Below are 21,421 nucleotides of genomic sequence, written 5' to 3' on the forward strand. Positions count from 1 at the left end.
TTGAACGTCGATATGGAGGAAGTTCATATGCAAGAGCAGCTTCTTATTAACAATCAGCATCCCGTTCTGAAACATCATAAAGCCTATGGAAAGGAACTGCTGCCGGGTCTGGCTTATATTGACCTGATCTATCAGACTTTCAGAGAAAACGGTTTTTTTCATGCCGGCCTTGAACTCAGGCACTTATCGATTTTTCACCCTTTAGCTCCTGAACAGGGAGAATCAATCCTGCTTTCCGTTGATTGTACAGAGAACGGCGAAGGGCAGTGGAAGGTGGAGGTGAAAGGGCAAAAACAAGGTGACGAAGCAGCAGAGACAAAGGTATATGCCGCGGCGCAAATGCATTCCGTCAAGCCCGCCGGCTTCCAAGAGAGCGTCCGGATGGATGCCGTAAAACAAACGGCGGCAGAAATACCGCTTGAGGACATTTACGCGGAATGCAGGGATCAAGAACTGGTTCATTCAGGAATGATGAAAGGCTGCGGAAGCGTCTACCAAACTGAAAAAGAGATTTATATTGATCTGTCGGTGCAAAAGGGTCAGCTGGAACATGCAGAAGAGGCGATGTTTCATCCCGCATTGATAGATGCGAGCAGTATCGGCTCCAATGTATATCTCGCTCCTTTGACGAGGGAGGAGGGGCAATTATTTCTGCCGCTGTTTTATGAATCGTTTTATTGCGCCGAATTGCTGCAGACAACATGTATCACCAAGATAAAAAAAGAATCCGTCACCCGTAAGAAAGATCTCGTTTACGTGACAATGGAGTTTTTCAATGAGGAAGGCAGAAAAGTCGGCGAACTGAAAAACTTCGCCAATAAACTGGTGAGGGACCCGGAACTGATCAATCAGAAACGGCAAAAGAAAGAACCTGACGGGCGGAATGCCGTCCCGGCCCCGCAAGCGGAACCGGCGCCTTCTGAGCCCCGCCGTGCGGAGGCTTCCGCCGTCCTTACTGAACAGTGCATCCTTTATTTAAAAGAATTGCTTGCCGCCCGATTGAACAAACCTGTGAAAGAGATTGACCCGGATATCGGCTACTATGAAATGGGGCTGGATTCTCCGGGGCTGTTGGACATGGTGAAGGAAATTGAACAAAAAATCGGAACGCAGCTACTGCCGACGCTGTTATTTGAATACACGACAATCGCGGAATTGGCGGGATATTTGTGCGAACATTACGGAGCCGGTTTCGGCCATGCTCAAAGCGGGCATTCAAGTGCTGAGCCTTTGCCCCGGGAAAAAAAGAGGACGACCCAAATCCGCGTGAAAAAGTCGGCGTCAGCCGGAACGCAGAATGGAGATATTGCGATCGTCGGGATGGCGGGACGGTACCCCGGCGCCAAAAATCTTCGTGAATTTTGGACAAATTTAAAAAATGGAGAAAACAGCGTAACGGAAGTGCCTCGTTCCCGCTGGGATACGAGGACATATGAGCATTTGCGATCGCCGTCCGGCAAGCCGATTTCCAAATGGGGCGGTTTTATAGACGATCCGGATTGTTTTGACGCGAAATTTTTTCGGATTTCTCCGCGGGAGGCAGAAGCTAAAGATCCGCAAGAACGATTGTTTTTAGAAACATGCTGGGAAACGATTGAGGATGCGGGCTACACCCCGGAAACAATCGTTCAGCCGAAAGGGCCGAATAAGAGAATGAACGTCGGTGTGTTTGCCGGGGTGATGCATATGGATTATTCTCTCGCCGGCGCTGAAGCTGCTGCTAAAGGGCTGGTCTTTCCTTATCCCTTGAACTATGCGCCGATCGCAAACCGGGTTTCATATTTTTGCAATTTTCACGGGCCGAGCATGGCGGTTGACACGGTGTGTTCGTCATCTTTGACGGCCGTTCATATGGCGGCGGAAAGTCTGAGACGCGGTGAATGTGAAGCAGCTCTTGCCGGCGGCGTCAATTTATCATTGCACCCGACAAAATATATCACATACGGCTTGATGGATATGCATTCGAGTGACGGGCTGTGCCGCACGTTCGGCGAAGGAGGCACAGGCTATGTCTCAGCTGACGGCATCGGAGCCGTGCTGCTGAAGCCGCTCCACAAAGCCGAAGAAGATAAGGATCATATTTATGCGGTGATAAAAGGCAGCGCCGTCAATCACGTGGGGACCGTCAGCGGGATTACCGTGCCGAGCCCCGTGGCGCAGGGGGATATGATAGCTGAATGTCTTGAAAAGACGGGGATCGATCCCCGGACGATTTCTTATGTGGAAGCGCACGGAACCGGAACTTCTTTAGGAGATCCGATTGAAATACAAGGTCTTGTTAAAGCTTACCGCACGTTTACGGAGGATCGGCAATTTTGTGCGATCGGTTCCGTTAAATCGAATATCGGACATGCGGAATCAGCCGCCGGGATCAGCGGGCTTCATAAAACGGTTTTGCAGCTGTTTCACAAAACGCTTGTCCCTTCTTTGCACTCAGAGACGATTAATCCGTATCTCCGTTTAGAGGACTCGCCATTTTACGTGCAGCAAAAAACCGAGTCATGGAAAAGGCCGGCGTATACAGAGAACGGCCGTGAACATGCCTGCCCGAGACGCGCAGGCATCAGTTCATTCGGGGCGACGGGTTCAAACGTTCATCTCATTTTAGAAGAGTACAGGCCCAAAAACCCCGGCATTACGGAGAATCAAGAGAGACCGTATATCGTGCCTCTATCAGCGAAAAATCCGGAGCGGCTCAAGGAATACGCTGCCCGGCTGCTGATGTTTCTCAAAGATAAAGCGCTTGAAGGAAGCGGGCCGCTTCATGACAAAAGAGTTACAATGCAAAATCAGCTGGAGAATGCGTTGCGCAGTGTTCTGGCGGATGTTCTGCATGTAGAGGCCGGCTCGGTAGATGATGAACAGGATTGGAAGGAATTCGGCTTGGATGTCATGCAGCTGACACAGTTTTCTGAGCTGATGACGGATCAATACGGGCTGGCAATAGACATGACTGATCTCATACAGCATACTTCCGTCCGGACTTTAGCAGAATGTCTTACAAACGATGAGAAACATAAGGATATTCTTTCCGGTCTTTTTGGCCAGTCGGGCTTAGATAAGCAGCCTGATGAACCTTTTTCCCTGCGGTCACTGGCGTATACGCTGCAAACGGGACGGCTGGCAATGGAAGAACGGCTTGTTTTTTTAGTGAACGATCAAGCGGACCTGATCAGGAAATTAACCGAATTTACAGAACGAAAACGGCAGATTGACGGCTGCTTTCAAGGGCGGTCTGATAGCGGAACGGAAATCAGGGGTTTCCTGAACGATGATCAGGATACGGAGGAGCTGATCCGAAAATGGATGGACAGCGGCACTTACAAAAAACTTGCGGAGCTGTGGTCAAAAGGATTTGAGGTAGACTGGACGCGGCTGTATCGGGAGGAGAAACCGCGCAGGATGAGTCTGCCGACGTATCCGTTTGCAAAGGAACGATATTGGATACCGGAGACCGATCATCCCGTCACTTCCGTAAATACAGAAAGCAGGCTTCACCCGCTGCTTCACCGCAATACATCAGATTTGTTAGAACAAAAATTCAGTACGATACTGAACGGAGATGAATTCTTCTTAGCCGATCATATCGTCCGAAACAAGCGTGTTCTCCCCGGGGCGGCTTATCTTGAAATGGCGAGAGCCGCGGCTGAACTGGCTGCCGCGCCGTTAGCCGCTGAATACACGGCTAAAACCGGCATTTCGCTGCGGTATATCAGCTGGATACGCCAGGCCGTTCATAAAAAAGAGCCGCTGGGTATGACGACAGGGCTTTCCTTGGAGGATAACGGCAATGTTTCATTTCAAGTGTACAGCAATGAAAATGATTCAGACATTTATTGTGAAGGCAGTGCTGTGATTGAGCCGCTGTCTGAGGCGCCGTTTTTGCATATTGAACAACTGAAAGCGCGTTGCCGCAAAAAAGTGCTGTCAAAAGAAGACTGCTATGCGGCGTTTGCAAAGGCGGAAATTGTATACGGACCTTCACATCAAGGAATTGATCACATTTATTGCGGGGAAAAAGAAGCCTTGGCTAAATTGGTGCTCCCTGCTTCCGTTTCTGATGAAGCCGAACAGTTTGTGCTCCATCCGAGTCTGATTGATTCCGCTTTTCAGGCGGCCATCGGCGTTATGAATGAAGATCAAGCGGGTTATCCGGAGCAGCCGTTAATGCCTTTTGAATTGCATGAACTGACCGTTTTTCATCCGTGCAGTCCAAACATGTGGGCGGCCGTGTTTGTGACGCATGAAACACCGGCCGTGCGAAGAATGGACATTGATATATGTGATGAACGCGGCAATGTGTGTGTAAGGATAAAAGGATTTTCTGCCCGGATGGCCGAAAGTGCGCCGGCCGTAACCGATAATAAGCAATACGATCTGCCGGGTAACCTTACCGGAGCCGTCAAACTGATGCAGGTATGGGACGCGGAACCGATAGACAACCAAACCGGCTTCCCCATTTCTGAAGCAAAAGCTGTCATCATAGGCGGTACAGATGGGCAGGCGGACGCGGTTTTACGATTGTTTCCTAAAGCTGTGCGATTTGATATCGGCCAAAGTGCTTCCGTTGAAGTGATATCTGATCGGCTCCGCCGTCTCGGTGAGATTCAGCATATGATCTGGTTTGCCCCTCAGCCGGCTGATTCTGACAGCCATGATCAAAAATGCGGGGTGCTGCAAATTTTCAGAGCGGCCAAAGCTCTTATCGGTCTCGGATATGGAAAAGAGCAGCTCGGGATGACGGTGATTACGCACCAAGCACAGCCTATCACCCAATATGATGAGGTGCGTCCCGCTCATTCCAGTGTGCACGGTTTCGTCGGGTCTCTCGCTAAAGAGCATCCGAGCTGGCACATCCGTCTGGCCGATCTTGAAGACGGGGGGGATTTCCCCGCAGAAGACATATTCAGCCTGCCCCGCGACCGTACGGGTAAAGCATGGGTGCGCAGACATCAGGAATGGTACAGGCCTCAATTGCTTCCGGTCCAAAGCGGGCCGTCTGAAAGTGTTCCTTACCGCTATGGAGGCGTATATGTCATCATCGGCGGTGCGGGAGGCATCGGCGAGGTTTGGACAGATTATATAGTGACGACGTATAAAGCCCGAGTCGTCTGGATCGGGAGGCGGCCGCTGGACAGCCGGATACGCCAAAAAATAGACCGGTACCGGCCATCAGGCCCGGCTCCCGAATATATAGCCGCAGATGCTTCTGATCTTCCATCGCTTCAGCGCGCCTATGAACAGATTAAAAACACATACGGCACCATCAGCGGCGTCGTTCATTCAGCGATGGTATTTGCGAATGAAAGCGTAAAAGATATGGAAGAATCACAGTTTCACGCCGGTCTTGCGGCGAAAGTGGATATTTCCGTCAACATTGCCGAAGTATTTGCGAAAGAGTCTTTGGACTTTATTCTCTTTTTCTCTTCGGTTATTTCATATATTAAGAATCCGAATCAAAGTCATTATGCGGCGGGGTGCGCATTTAAAGACGCATTTGCCCATGAGCTTTCCGGACGGCTGTCATGCCCGGTCAAAGTGATGAACTGGGGTTATTGGGAGCGGGCTGACAATCACATTTCTGAAGAGTTTGACAGACTGAGTGCAATCGGTCTCGGGCTGATCAGCCGGGCGGAAGGGATGCAGTCGCTGGAAACTCTGCTGACGCAGCCGATCTCCCGTATGGGGCTGATGAAGCTGACCAAGCCGATTCCGATCGAGGGAATGAACCCTCATGAATTTGTGACTATCTGATTGCCTGTCAAAATGACGGAGCAAATTTAATTTTCTTAGGAGGATAAGGTTTTGGGTAAGGGAGACAAACAAAAAGACCGTACACAGTTATCCTTAAGAACAGAAATAAGCAATCAAATGAAAGAATTGAATCGGCTTTTGCTGCAAGTATTGCGGGTGACGCTGCGTTCAATGGGTCTGACCGGCGAAGCGCCGGCGGCTTCCTGTCTGCCTTTATATGAGCGCTGGCTGGAAGAAAGCATCCGTCTTTTAAACAGCGATTTTAAAAGCGGTGAAACGGCCGCGGTTTGGGAAGAGTGGCATAAGAAGAAAAACGAATGGCTGAAAGATCCGGATATGAAAGCGCAGGCTCTGCTGGCGGATACCGTCATTCAAGCTTTGCCTGACATTTTAACAGGCAAAATAAAAGCCACGGACGTGATGTTTCCCGATTCCTCAATGGAGCTTGTTGAAGGAATCTATAAGCATAATATTCTCGCTGATTATTACAACGATGTGCTGGCAAATGAAGCGTGTATTTATGTGGAAAATGTAATTAAAAACAATCCTGAGGCAAACATCCGTCTGCTGGAGATCGGAGCGGGCACCGGCGGAACGAGCAGCACACTGTTTAAAAAGCTCCGCCCCTATCAAAACCATATTCAGGAATACTGTTATACCGACTTGTCAAAAGCTTTTTTAATGCATGCCGAAAAGGAATACGGCGCGTACAATCCGTATTTGACGTATCAGCTGTTTAATGTGGAGCAGCCTGCGGCGGGCCAGGGATTACATCTGAGAACCTACGATATCGCTATTGCCGCAAACGTGCTGCATGCCACCAAAAATATCCGGAAAACATTACGGACGGCAAAAGCCGTATTGAAAAAGGAGGGTTTGCTGCTTGTTAATGAACTGGGCGGGCATACGCCGTTTACACATGTTACATTCGGCTTATTAGAGGGCTGGTGGCTGTACGAAGACGAGGCGCTGCGGATTCCGGGGTGCCCCGGTCTTTATCCGGAAACATGGAAATCCGTTTTAATGGCTGAAGGCTTTCATTCCGTTCAATTTCCGGCTGAAAACGAACGTCTGCACACCCAGCAGATTATCACGGCGAAAAGCAACGGAGTCATCAGGCAGAGCAGGGAAGCTTACACCGCGCAAAAGCGCCAATCAAACGTACCGCAAACATCCTCTGATCGTCAGCTCCCCATCAAACAAGCGGGAGAGGGGCTTTCGGAAAAGACAGCGGCTTTTCTGATAAAGGCTGCGGCAAACGTATTAAAAATGCCGGCAGAAGAGATAAATCCGCTGGCTCCTCTGGATGAATACGGCATTGACTCTATTCTGATCGTTCAGCTGACGAATGAGCTGCGGGATCTCGTCCCAGATATCAGCAGCACGCTGTTTTTTGAATACCGGACGATAGAAGAGCTTGCCGCATACTTGGCTGAAACGAAGGAGCGCGAACTGCATGCGCGATTTTCTGAAGAAGTCCGTCATATTGAAGCGGTATCATCCGGCTCTTTGCTTGAAAAAAGCACAGAGTATCTGAAACAGATCGTCAGCGCCATCTTAAAGATGCCGATTGAGGACGTTCAAGCCCATACGCCCCTTGAAGAATACGGAATCGATTCCATCTTAATCGTACAGCTGACCAACCGCGTGCGGGAAGACATCCCTGATATCAGCAGCACTTTGTTCTTCGAGTATCCGACAATCGGCGGATTAGCGGAATATCTCGTCAGCTCAAGACAGGATGATATGGCTGGGATTTTCAAGACAAATAAAGAAGCCGAAAAAGCGCCGCACACATTACAGAAAAAGCAAAGCCGCAAAAAAAGCGCCGGATTGGCGAAGCGCCAAGCGGCATCTTTTTCTGAAAAAGCGCCGCCCGCTTCCGAACCGCCGTCAAAACACCTTGAAGTGGCCATTGTCGGTCTTGCCGGACGGTATCCCGGAGCTGAAAATGTTAATGAGTTCTGGGAACGGTTAAAGACCGGTGAACACGGAATCACCGAAATTCCGAAAGACCGCTGGGATTGGCAGGACTACTATGATGAGACAAAAGGTAAGGAAGGCCGGATGTATACAAAGTGGGGCGGCTTTTTAACAGATATTGATAAATTTGATCCGCTGTTTTTTAAAATCTCCCCGAAAGAAGCGGAGCGCATGGACCCGCAGGAGAGACTGTTTCTGGAAACCGCTTATGCGGCCCTTGAGGATGCCGGATATACCCCTGATTCACTATGCGCCGGTAAAAAGGTTGGTGTCTTTGCGGGTGTCATGAACGGCAACTATCCGACAGGGGCCCACTACCACTTTATCCCGAACCGCGTATCCTATGTGTTTGATTTTCACGGTCCGAGCATCGCGGTCGATACTGCATGCTCCTCATCCTTAACCGCCATTCATCTCGCCGCAGAAAGCATCAGAACAGGTGCATCTGAATGCGCGATTGCCGGCGGCGTAAACCTGATTACAGATCCGGTTCATTATATCGGACTTTCTTCTATGAGAATGCTGTCACCGTCAAATGCGTGCAAAGCGTTCGGTGATAAGGCTGACGGGTTTGTTGACGGAGAGGGCGTCGGCTGTATCGTGTTAAAGCCGTTGAAAAAGGCTGTTGAAGATCATGATCATATATACGGTGTCATTAAAGGAAGCGCTCTGAACGCCGGCGGCAAAACGAACGGGTTCACCGTTCCGAATCCGAATGCACAAGGAGAAGTGATCGCAGAGGCGATGGAGCGGGCAGGGATTGATCCGAGAGCGATCAGCTATCTGGAAGCCCACGGCACCGGCACTTCCTTGGGAGATCCGATTGAAATCGCAGGGTTAACCAAGGCTTTCCGACGCTACACGGATGCAAAGCAATTTTGTTCCATCGGTTCTGTTAAATCCAATATCGGACACCTGGAAAGTGCGGCGGGCATTGCTGCGGTCACCAAAATTCTTCTTCAGATGAAACACGGATATCTGGTGCCGTCGCTGCATTCAAAGCAGCTGAACCCGGAAATTGATTTTGAAACTTCTCCTTTTATCGTGCAGCAGGAAACGGCGGAATGGAGACGGCCGGTCATAGAATCTGAAGGAGTAACACGGGAATATCCGAGACTCGCGGGTACATCTTCTTTCGGAGCGGGCGGTGCAAATGCCCACCTGCTGATAGAAGAGTATGAACCGGCTGAAATGACTTCGACAGACACCGGCCGTCCGGCGCTTTTTGTTTTATCGGCAAAAGATAAAGACCGCTTGCGCGAGCGGGCTCTGTTGCTGTCGGATGCCGCCGGAAACGGAACAATTACAGATGCGAACCTGCTTGACGCGGCATTTACCCTTCAAGTCGGCAGGGTCCCGATGGAAGAACGGCTGGCGATGACAGTGGGCTCTGTTTCTGAATTGGAACAGAAGCTGACTGCTTTTCTGAATAATGCTGGTTCCGTAAGCGGGGTGTTTACAGGCCGGGGTGATAGTGCTGTCACAAAGACGGCAGGCACAGTCAGTGATTGGACGGAAAAACGTCAATTTGACAGTCTTTTGAATACCTGGGTTCACGGGACGCCCGTCGATTGGGCATCTTTATATAAAGGCGCGCTGCCGCATCGTATCAGTCTGCCGTCTTATCCATTTGCAAAAGAAAGCTACTGGATGAAGCGGGAAGAACCAAAAACAGGAACAACTGAATATGTGCATCCTTTTCTGCATGAAAATACGTCAACCTTGGCGGAGCAAAGCTATCATACATCTTTTACAGGCCGGGAACACGTTTTCCAGGATGTGAGCGGGGAGCGGGTTTTATCGGCAGCCGTTTATTTAGAAATGGCGCTTGCGGCTTTTCATCATGCGGCAGACAGCTCTGAAGAAAAAGAGATATGGATCCGAACAGCGGCATGGACTGACCCGATTACCGGCGGACTTCACGGTGCGGGCGTCAATCTCTCCCTTCTGTCTGAAGACGAGGAAGGCATCCATTATGAAATATACAGTGACGAAGAGAAGCTGCATCATTATGGAATCATCGGACAAGGGAACATACAGCCATCCCGCGTGCTTGATATTGCCTCCTTACAAAAAGACTGCCGCCCGCTGTCATTCGATTATGAAACACCAGGCACATCAGGTGTAACGATCAGTAAGGAGTTCCGCACCGTTGAAAAGCTTTATGCGGGAGAAAGTGCGGTTTGGGCGAAGCTTGCTCTTACAGATGAAAGCGGCTGTAATCCGGGATATCATCTGCCGCCGGAATTTCTGGACGCAGCTTTTCATGTCCTGGCCAAAACGGAGCCGTCAGTCCATATCGTGCCTGAAGCGGTTGAAGAACTGCGCGTCATGCGTCCGTGCTCATCCGGCATGTGGATGTATATTAATAAAAAGAATCAAACCGGCTGTGACATTCAATTTTGTGACGAAACCGGCACTGTCTGCGCAGAAATCAAAGGGATAAGAATGAGACAGCCGTCTCAGCAGGATCACGGGCAAGAGGAACAATCCGAGATGATGATATTTGAAGAAATGTGGAAGCAGCAGCCTCTGAAGAAATCTATTCATGAAGAGCTGAAAACGGTCATCTGTTTTCTTACGGGAGAAGCTGCCAGAAAGCATGCTTATCAGTCTTTACAAACCCTTTATCCGGGAGCCGGCGTGTTTTTTATTTCACAGGGTGAGGAAACTCAAAAGCTTTCAAACACGCATTATCAAATTAAAATCACTGACGGACAAGCATATCAAGAAACGTTTCGGCATATTGAAACGGCTGCAGGCAAAGCGGATGCCGTTTTATATGGATGGCCGCTTGAAGATGAAAAGGCCGTGAAAGACTATTCCATTCTGTATCATGTGATCCGCGCAGCTGCTTCTTTGCGTTCTAAACCGAGGCGGATCCTTCTTTCCGCTCAGTGCGGGACCGATACCGATATCAGTTACGCTGAGTCATGGATCGGGCTGGAACGGTCGCTGAAACTGATCTTGCCGGAGACGGATACGGCCGCGGTTTATTTTGAACAAAAAGGACCGTTAGAAAAACTGATCCATAACGTATGTGAAGAACTTCACAGCGAGTCGTTCCGCAGTGTCATGTACAGTGGGGAAATCCGTCGCGTCATGGAAATGAAGCAGACGGATATTGCCCCTGGCGAGAAGCGTGTGATAAAGAGCGGGAAAACGTACTTGATTACCGGCGGATGCGGGGGGTTAGGCTTGTTATTTGCCGGATATTTCGCTGAAAAAGGACCGGTTACGCTCATTTTGACGGGGAGATCAGCGGCAGCCGGCCCGGTGCTGAACAAGATAAAGAGATTGGAAGCATCAGGCGCCAAGGTGTTTTACGTGCAGGCGGATGCCGCAGATCAGGCTCAGATGGAGAAAGGTTTGCAAGAAGTGAAAGAGAAAGGATGCGGGCCGATTCACGGTGTCATTCACGCTGCAGGTCTTCAAGGCACTGAAAGCATTCTGGAGAAAGATCTGCAAACCTTTCAGCAAGTCTTATCGCCAAAAGCGGACGGCACCGCGGTGTTAGATCAGGTTCTGTCACGGGAGCCGCTTGACTTCTTCTGTTGTTTCTCTTCTTCTTCAGCGATTTTAGGAGACTTCGGTTCTTGTGACTACGCGATGGGGAACCGCTTCCAAATGGCTTTTGTCCGTCACCGGGATAAACTTGTGAGCCTCGGGCTCAGAAGCGGCAAGTCACTTGCAATCAATTGGCCGCTTTGGAAAGAAGGGGGGATGCATGTCGGCACGGCGGAAAGCACCGATATGTATTTAAAATCAAGCGGACAGCGTTATTTATACACTGAGGAAGGACTCGAAGCTTTTGAGACATTGTTAGTACAGCCGTCCAGCCAGTATCTCGTCCTGGTCGGTTTTTCGTCGAGGGCCAAACGCTTCCTGCAGATAGATCAAGACGAACGGCCGATTTCGGGTTCTGTAAACAGGAACGTCCCGTTTTCAGGAAGGCGGAGTGAAATGAAAGGCTTTACACTGGAAGAATGCGTAAGCTGGGATGTGAAAGAACTGGCGGCGGGGCTTTTGAAAATAGACAAGAACAGACTGACGGACGCTGACAATCTGGCTGATTTCGGCTTTGATTCTATCAGTTTGGCGGAATTCGCCTCTTCTTTGTCCGCCCATTACGGAATTGAAGTGACACCGGCCCTGTTTTTCGGACATTCCACACTGGAGAAGGTCGTCTGCTATTTTCTGACGGAACACCAGTCCGTCATGGAGCATGTCTATGAAGAAAAGAAACCTGAATCCGCAGATCAATCTGTCTTTGAAAAGGCAGGAACGGAAAAGCGAAAGAAGCAGAGGGGAAGAAATAAGCTGAACGCCGGAACCGAGGGCAGTCAGGCAGCTGATTCCATTGCCATTATCGGCATGAGCGGCCGATTTCCTCAGGCGCGCACGGCGGACGAGCTGTGGGACATTCTGTTTCAGGAAAAGGACGTTGTCGCACCGGTCGCAAAAAAAGGCTTCACAAGTTCAAAATGGAAACTCGGCGCTGTTCCGGGGGCGGACGAATTCGACCCTTTATTTTTTGAAATATCGCCGAGGGAAGCTGAAACGATGGATCCGAAACAGCGGCTGCTTCTTCAGGAAGCGTGGAGGGCCCTTGAGGACGCCGGCTACGGCGCCAGTCACATCAAGCAGCAGACGATCGGTATGTTTGTGGGGGCGGAAGAAGGAGATTATCACCTTTTAACACGGGACAAAGGCAATGTCACGTCTCATCATAACGGTATTTTGGCGGCGCGGCTGGCTTATCACTTGAATTTATCCGGTCCTGTGATGGCGATAAATACAGCATGTTCTTCGGGGCTCGTTTCTGTCCATCAGGCGGTATTAAGCCTGCAGAATAAAGAGTGCACAACAGCTGTTGCGGCCGGGGTGAATATCATGAATACCCCGGACTTTTTTGAAACGATAGATAAAGCCGGAATGCTGTCGGAAAACGGAAAATGCTTCGCGTTTGATAAAAGGGCTGACGGCATGGTTCCGGGGGAAGCAGCCGCGGCGGTTGTTCTGAAGCCGCTGAGAGAGGCGGAAAAAGATGGTGATCCGATTTACGGGGTGATTCGGGCGAGCGGCATCAATTATGATGGGAAAACAAACGGAATTACCGCTCCGAGCGGCGTAGCCCAGACCCGGCTGCTTACTTCCGTTTATGACCGGGGCCGTATCAACCCTGAAGATATCGAATATATCGTCACACACGGCACAGGTACAAAACTCGGTGATCCGGTGGAAATTAACGCGCTTTATGACGCATTTTCTGCCTATACAAACGAAGAAGCTTTTTGCGCACTCACATCAATTAAAACCAATATCGGCCACACGTTTGCCGCATCAGGCATTGTCAGTTTGATCAGTCTTTTACAGGCGTTCTCCCGTGAAATGATTCCCGCCAGTCTGCATTGCAGCGGGGAAAACCGCTATATCAACTGGGAGAAGAGTCCTTTTTATGTGAATAAAACGGGTAAACCGTGGCCTTCTCTGCCGGGTAAAAACCGAATGGGGGCAGTCAGCGCATTCGGGATGAGCGGAACAAACGCCCATGTCGTTATGGAAAACTATAAGCGCAGCGCTTCACCTCATCGTGATGCCCCTGCATATTTACTTACTTTGTCTGCAAAAACAGAGGAGGCCCTTCAGGAAAAAATCGAAGATATGATCACTTGGGCGGAAAATGGCGGACTGAAAGAAAATGATCTAGCCCAGCTCAGCTATACGTTGTTAAAAGGACGGCATCACTTTAACCATCGCGCCGCCATAGTAGTGCAAGATGCTGATGACGCAGTGTATGTATGGAAGCAGGCAAAGCTTAATGAACATCATCCTTATGTGTTTTCGGGAAAAGTACCGCAGCACTTTGCAGGGCGTCAGCATATTCAGGAGCACATAATAGAAGTGCTCGGCAAGTGCAGCGCCTCATATTCTGACCATAGAAAATATCAGGAGCTGTTATGCGTGCTGGCAGATTTTTATTGTCAAGGTTATGAAATCGAAGGGGACTTGCTTTATGGCGGACCTTTGCCGCGAATCGGCAATCTGCCGGGCTACCCGTTTGCCAGGCAGACGTATTGGGCGTCCGATCGTCTTCAGAGAGAGATTGGAAGCCGGAATTCAGCTGAACGTGAAAAGCTTCACCCGCTGCTCCATGCGAATACATCGACCTTTACCGCCCAGCGTTTTACTTCTGTTTTTTCAGGGCATGAACCGTTTTTTGCGGATCATATCGTCAATGGAAAACCGGTGCTTCCGGGCGCGGCTGCTTTAGAAATGGCCCGGGCCGCCGTTACATTTGCCGCCGAAGACTTGCCGGGCGGGAAAACGGGTGTAAGGCTCAAACAGATCGTTTGGCTCCGTCCGGTGACGGCGCTTTCTGAAGGAGTGACGCTTCATGTAAAGCTTCAGCCGGAAGAAAACGGAGACATCGCTTTTGAAGCGTATGCCGAAGGGGAAGAGCCGCTTGTCTTTTTCCAGGGAAAGGCCGTGCTCGAAGAGACGGAGCGTGCTCCTGTTCTCGATGTGGAAGCGGTTCAGGCGCGCTGCGGCGGCCGGCGTATGTCAAAGGCTGAGTGCTATGAAGCGTTCGACAGCCTCGGCATCACCTACGGACCGTCGCATCAGGCGCTTGACGCCGTCTATGCCGGAAACGGAGAAGTGCTCGCGAAGCTCACTCTTCCGCCGTCCGCCCGCGAGGAAAAGGAGCCGTTCATCCTGCATCCGAGCATGCTGGACGCCGCCCTTCAGGCTTCTATCGGTCTCGTGCTCTCGGACGGTTCTGCGTCCGGACGGCCGTTTCTGCCGTTTGCCCTCCAGGATATGCAGGTGTTTTCTGCGTGCCGTGAGACGATGTGGGCGGTGCTTTCCTCAGCGGCCGGCGCCTATCATATTGAGCTGTGTGACGAAAACGGCGCGGTATGTGTCCGATTGACGGGACTCACCGCCCGTTTTCTGGAAGAGGGAACGGAGGAAAAACCGCTCTTGCTTCAGTCAAAGTGGCAGGAATCACCGCCGGATGAAGGCGGCGGACAAGAAGAGTCTTTCAGATACGTGACGCTGTATGGCGGAATGAACGCTGAGGACATAAGCGGCGCCGTATGTGCGGCTGACGGCGAAGGTCCGATTGAAGACCGTTATGACGCCTGCGCGGCGGAGCTGTCAGCGATCGTCACGCGTCTTATCAAAGAAAAACAGAAGAAAAAAACGCTGATCCAGCTTCTTGTCCCCGACAGGGGGGAAGACAATGTATTGGCGGGGCTGGCCGCTTTTCTGAAAACGGCTCACCTTGAACATCCGAAGCTGTACGGCCAAGTCATCCAAGCCGATCCGGACGAGTCAGCATCAGCGCTTCTTGCCAAGCTGAAAGAAAACCGGGCCCATCCTGAACAAGCGGAAATCCGTTATGAAGACGGCAAACGTCTCGTCAGAAACTGGCGTCATCTGCCGGCCTCTCAAAGCGGCGCCATTCCGTGGAAAGACGAAGGGGTTTACCTCCTCACCGGGGGAGCGGGCGGCATCGGACTGATTTTCGCTGAAGAAATAGCCTCCCGCGTCAAAAACGCCGTCCTCGTATTAACGGGGAGGGCGGAAGCGCTTGATGAAGACCGCTCCGCCCGCTTACGGCGCTTGGAAGCGTCGGGTGCCCGCGTATTTTATCAACCGGTTGACGTGACAGACAGGGCGGCGGTCATCGCCCTCGTCCGCGGCATACAGGAGGAGCACGGAACACTCGACGGGATCATTCACGGCGCAGGCGTGATCGCTGACAACTACATTCTGAACCAGACAGAAAACGAACGGAAGACCGTCATGGCGCCGAAGGTGAAAGGGCTTATCAATCTTGATGAAGCAGCGAAAGATGTGCGGCTGGACTTTTTCATTCTGTTTTCTTCCTTGGCGGGAGGCATGGGAAATCCGGGGCAGGCCGGTTATGCGGCAGCCAACGCATTTATGGATGTTTATGCAGCCCGCCGAAACCGTCTCGTGCGGGACAACAAGCGGAGCGGGCAGACCCTGTCCGTCAACTGGCCGCTTTGGGAAGAAGGCGGTATGCGCGTGGACAAAGAGACAGAACGGCTGATGTATGAACAGACCGGAATGAAAGCCATGCGATCGGCCTCAGGCATCCAAGCACTTTACGCCGCTTTTGCCTCCGGAGAACACCAGGTCATGGTGGCAGAAGGCGACGAAAAACGGATTCGCAGCCATATTTTCGATCTGGGCGAAGAACAAAGCGCCTCCGGAAAAGCTCCGGCAGTGGCAGATGCAAGAGATCTGAAAGATCAGGTTCAAGAGAAACTAAAGCGGCATGTATCAGATCTTTTAAAGGTAAGCATGAAAGATATTGAGGCTGACAGCGAACTGACGGAATACGGATTTGATTCGATCATTTTCACTGAATTTACAAATCTATTAAATCGGTCTTATCAGCTTGAGCTCAGCCCGACTATCTTCTTTGAATTTCCGACATTGCGCAAACTGAGCGGCCATTTGATATCTGAATGGAAAGAAGCATTCAGCGGCTTAGAAAGAGAGAGTTTAAAAACCGCTCCAAAAGCCGGAATAAGAAAAGCTGAAGCTCCGGCGGCCGTTCATGTCAAGCGGGAAACGCCCGTATCCGTAAAAGGAAAATCAGAAGAAAAAACCGAACCGATAGCCATTATCGGAATCAGCGGTATTTTTCCGCAAGCGAAAGACATAGATGAATTCTGGACACGTTTATCAAAAGGGGAGCATTGCATTACAGAAATTCCACGAGATCGCTGGGATTGGCGCGAATATTTCGGCGATCCGGCAGCGGATGCAAATAAAACGTCAATTAAATGGGGCGGTTTTATAGATGGAATCGCCGGGTTTGACCCGCTGTTTTTCGGGATATCTCCGAAAGAAGCTGAAATGATGGATCCTCAGCAGCGTCTATTAATGATGTATGTGTGGAAAGCCATTGAAGACGCGGGGTACTCAGCAAAACGGATTGCCGGAACAAAAACCGGCATTTTCACCGGCACATTGGGAAGCGGATATCAAACCTTAATCAATAAGGTGGGTCTTCCTGTCGAGGGGTATACGATGACCGGAATCGTGCCGTCCGTCGGGCCGAACCGGATGAGTTATTTTCTTGATATCCACGGGCCGAGCGAGCCGGTAGAAACCGCTTGTTCAAGCTCTTTAGTCGCCATTCACCGCGCGGTAAAAGCCATTGAAACGGGAGATTGTGATATGGCGGTCGCAGGGGGCGTCAACACGATCGTCACGCCTGAAGGGCATATCGGTTTTCAAAAAGCAGGCATGCTCAGTGAAGACGGGCGCTGCAAAACATTTTCTGATCAGGCTGACGGTTATGTCAGAGGAGAAGGTGCCGGCATGATTGTCTTGAAAAAGCTTTCAGAGGCTGAGCGTGACAGGGATCACATCTACGGCCTCATCCGCGGTACAGCGGAAAATCACGGCGGACGCTCAGCGTCACTTACTGCGCCGAATCCGCAGGCTCAGACGGATGTACTGAAAAGCGCTTATCAAAAAGCCGGTATTCACCCGTCAACGATCACTTATATAGAAGCGCACGGAACAGGAACGGCACTCGGAGACCCGATTGAAATCAATGCATTGAAAAAAGCTTTCCAAACAGACGGGGCTCCGGGCGGATATTGCGGGATAGGCTCAGTGAAGACAAATATCGGACATTTGGAGCTCGCAGCAGGCATTGCGGGCGTTATCAAAGTATTGATGCAGCTGAAACATCGGACGCTCGCCAAAAGTCTGCATTGCGAGAACATCAATCCCCATATCAAATTGAAGGACAGCCCGTTTTACATTGTGACAGAAACAAAGGAGTGGGAAGCGCTGCGTGATGAAAACGGCCGGGTCCTGCCCCGCCGGGCGGGTGTAAGCTCATTCGGTTTCGGAGGCGTCAATGCGCATATCGTTATTGAAGAATACATGGGCAGAAGTGAGACGGAACAGCAGGAAACCCGTGAGAAAGCGTCATCTCTTTTTGTTTTGTCAGCTAAAAATGAAGAGCGGCTGAAAGAAAGAGCGCGTCTCCTTCGCGATTTTATCCAAAACGGATCATTCCGCCATATCGATCTTGCAGATGCCGCATACACAATGCAGACCGGACGGGATGCGATGGAAGCGAGGCTGGGAATCATTGCAGGCTCCGCAGAGGAACTGACTGAAAAACTGAACGCGTTTCTGTTGGGAAAAAACAGCGAAGATATCATCAGCGGCCGTAAAAAACGCGAGAATAACACGATTTCCATGTTCTCAGACGATGAAGATGCCGCTGACCTCGTCAGCGCCTGGCTTGAGAAAAAGAAATACAAGAAAGTGCTGCGGCTCTGGGCAAACGGATTTGACACAGATTGGGAGCAGCTGTATACGGACAGTAAGCCGCGCCGCATCAGCCTGCCCTCCTATCCGTTCAGAGCAGACCGCTATTGGGTGCCGAAACGGGAGCAGCTGCCGCTTTCGAATCAAAAAACAGTAGTATTGCAGAAAACATGGGAGCCTTGCGAGGCAGTGTCTTCATCCGAGCCATTCAGCAAAATAGCGCTCATCGTCTCTGAAGATACAAAAGACCTTGCCGCCGAGGTGAAAAAACAGCTGAATGATGCTGACATTGTGCAGGAAAATCAGCTCATCTCTTTCTTACAGGATGCGAATGCGGCCATCTATTCGGGGTTTATTGACTTCACCGGCTGCGGCTCCCGACAAAAGCGGCAGGACATCAGCTGGGTGGCATCGCTGCAGCAGCTGATTGAATACGGCCGCGGACAAGAAAACATAAAAATGCTTTATCTTACAAAAGGGCTTGAATCCTTCAAAAATAAGGCGGCCGCTATGCACGGTATTGAAAAAGCGGGGCTTTATCGCATGCTGCGACATGAATACAGCCATATTCTCACCTGTCACGCCGATATTGATCCTGAAGGGCCGCTGGAGCAGACAGCTGCTTTTATTAAACAAGAAATTGAATCAGACTTAACGGAGTCTGCTGTTTGCTATAGGGAGGGTATGCGCTTCAGTTATGTTCTTCGGCAGACTGATCAGATTGAACCTGAAGCCGTGCAAACAGACCGGACTGTGTTTCCAAAAGACGCCGTCCTGATGATAACCGGAGGCACGCGCGGTCTCGGCGCTTTATGCGCCAAGCATTTCGTTTCAGCGTATGGTGTGAAGAAACTGCTTTTGACAGGCAGAAAGGAGCTGCCGCCGAAAACCGAGTGGGATCTTGAGCAAACAGACCCTGTCGTTTCGGAAAAAATACAGCTTATCCGGCAGCTGGAATCACAAGGCGTAAAAGTGTGCGTCTCAGCAGTTGATCTGACGGATAAGCAGGCCGTCGGACGGCTTATAAAAGAGGTAACCTCAACGCTCGGACCTGTCGGAGGCATTCTGCATTGCGCGGGAATTGCGGACCGTGAAAACCCTGCTTTTCTCCGCAAATCCAAAGACAGTATTGCGCGGGTGCTCGCCCCGAAAGCAGACGGCCTTCACAGTCTGTATGAGAGTGTAAAGGATGGTGCGCCGGCATTTTTCGTCCTGTTTTCATCTGTCTCGGCAGCCGTCCCGATTCTTGCGGCGGGACAGAGCGATTATGCGATGGCGAATTCTTACATGGACTATTTTGCAGAAAACAATGAGAGCGGCATCATCAGCATACAATGGCCGGCATGGGATGAGACGGGCATGAGCAGGGATATAAAAAGCGGGATTTATGAGCAAACGGGATTGCTGCGGCACTCTGACGCGGAAGGTCTCAAGATGCTTGATTACATTTTAAGAGAAAGACCCGGAGCTGTCGTGCTGCCGGCACAAGTGAAACATGATTGGGACATCAAAGCGCTGGAAAACGCCAAGCCAGCCGCCCATAAAGGAATGAAAGCAGCTTCCAAACCTCCTGAAACAAAAAAACGGGACCATAACCGGACTGATATTCAATCTTGGCTGAGGTCGCTTTTGGCAAAAGAGCTGAGTATCGATGAAACGCATATGGATATCGATGTGCCTTTTCAGGAATACGGAATGGATTCTATCTTTCTGGCGCAAGTGCTGACAAAGATTGATCAAAAACTGCCATCCGTTTCAATTGATCCGACTGTCCTTCTAGAGCATCCTACCATTGAACAGCTCGCGGATTATTTAGCCGCACATTGTCCGGAAGCTTTTTCGGCAGATGCAGCAGTTTCCGCGGAGAAGGTCCCTTTGCAGAAGACGCCGAAACGGAGCAAAAAAACGGCAGATAAGCCCGGGAAACGGGGAAAGGTTGCGATCATCGGCATGGCCTGCCATTTTCCGAAAGCGGGGGATATAAAAGAATTTTGGAAGAATCTCCGCAGCGGAACGGATGCCGTCACTGAAGTTCCGCCGGACAGATGGGACACCGGGGAACACTATCAGCCGGGTGAATATCAAGAAGGAAAAAGCATCAGTAAATGGGGCGGTTTTATACACGATATTGACCAATTTGACCCGGAGTATTTTAATATTTCAGAAACGCTGGCACCGATGATAGACCCGCTGCAAAGGCAGTGGCTCGAGGTGAGCGCGGAAGCTTTGGCCGATGCCGGTTATCAAAAAGAGGATCTCTGGGGCCGCCGTATCGGCGTTTTTGCCGGTGCAAGGGCAGGTGCGTTTCATCAGAAATTTCAATATCTGCAAAAAGACGCGATTATTGGCGCGGGGCAAAATTTTATTACCGCACACATGGCGCACATTTATAACTTTACAGGGCCCAACCTGGTCGTAGATACGGCCTGCTCCAGTTCGCTAACGGCAATTCATTTGGCCGTGCAGGCTATTCAAAATGGAGAAGCGGAAGCGGCCTTTGCGGGCGGGGTTGACATTTTGCTTGATGAAAAACCTTTTCTCACAATGAGCGCGGCGAGAATCTTATCGCCAAACGGCCGTTCAAAATCTTTCGATGCCGGTGCGGACGGAACAGGAATCGGAGAGGGCTGCGGTGTGCTGATGCTGAAGCCGCTCGAAAAAGCGATAGAAGACGAAGATAAAATATACGGCGTTATTGACGGCTCTGCGATAAATAATGACGGCAGCACAATGGGCGTGACGACGCCGAATCCCCGGGCGCAGCAGGACTTGATTGAGCAGGCGGTTCAATCAGCGGAAATCGAGCCTGACACCATGACATACGTAGAGACGCACGGAACCGGTACATTGATCGGCGACCCGATTGAATTAAAAGGATTAACCAATGTCTTGTCTGCTTATTCCGATGAAAAACAATTTTGCGGTGTAGGAAGCGTCAAAAGCAATATCGGCCACTTGCTGAGTGCGGCGGGCGCGGCGGGAATCATCAAAGTTTTGCTGGCGATTGCCAATGAAGAACTGCCGCCGACTTTGCATTGCCATAAACCGAACCCCCGCTTTCAATTTAATGATTCTCCGCTTTATCCTGTGCTTGAGCTGAAGCGGTGGAACGGAAAAAAAGAGATACTCAGGGCCGGGGTCAGCGCGTTCGGTTTGGGCGGGAATAACGCCCATATCATTGTCAGCAACGAAGGAATTCCGAAAGAGCGAAAAGCGGCCATGGAACCGAAAGGCGGCCAGACAGTATACCGGAAACAGCGGTATTGGCCTGAAAAAGCACAGTTGTCCGAAGCGGAAGTAAATGAGGCGGGCACAGAAGCAATGTTTGAAATAAGCGAGGTGTGATAGA

Annotated in this window: 2 protein-coding genes; both read left to right on the forward strand. The window is 50.7% G+C overall.

Annotated features, from left to right (window positions below):
- Positions 1 to 27: 27 nt before the first annotated feature.
- Positions 28 to 5,754, forward strand: coding sequence for an SDR family NAD(P)-dependent oxidoreductase (locus ACNFN4_RS03725; protein WP_448199997.1), 5,727 nt, complete (start codon positions 28 to 30; stop codon positions 5,752 to 5,754).
- Positions 5,755 to 5,805: 51 nt separating this feature from the next.
- Complete coding sequence (locus ACNFN4_RS03730; protein ID WP_448199998.1) at positions 5,806 to 21,417, forward strand: SDR family NAD(P)-dependent oxidoreductase; 15,612 nt, start codon at positions 5,806 to 5,808, stop codon at positions 21,415 to 21,417.
- The last annotated feature ends 4 nt before the right edge of the window (positions 21,418 to 21,421 follow it).

The sequence above is a fragment of the Bacillus sp. N1(2025) genome (genome assembly GCF_053470005.1).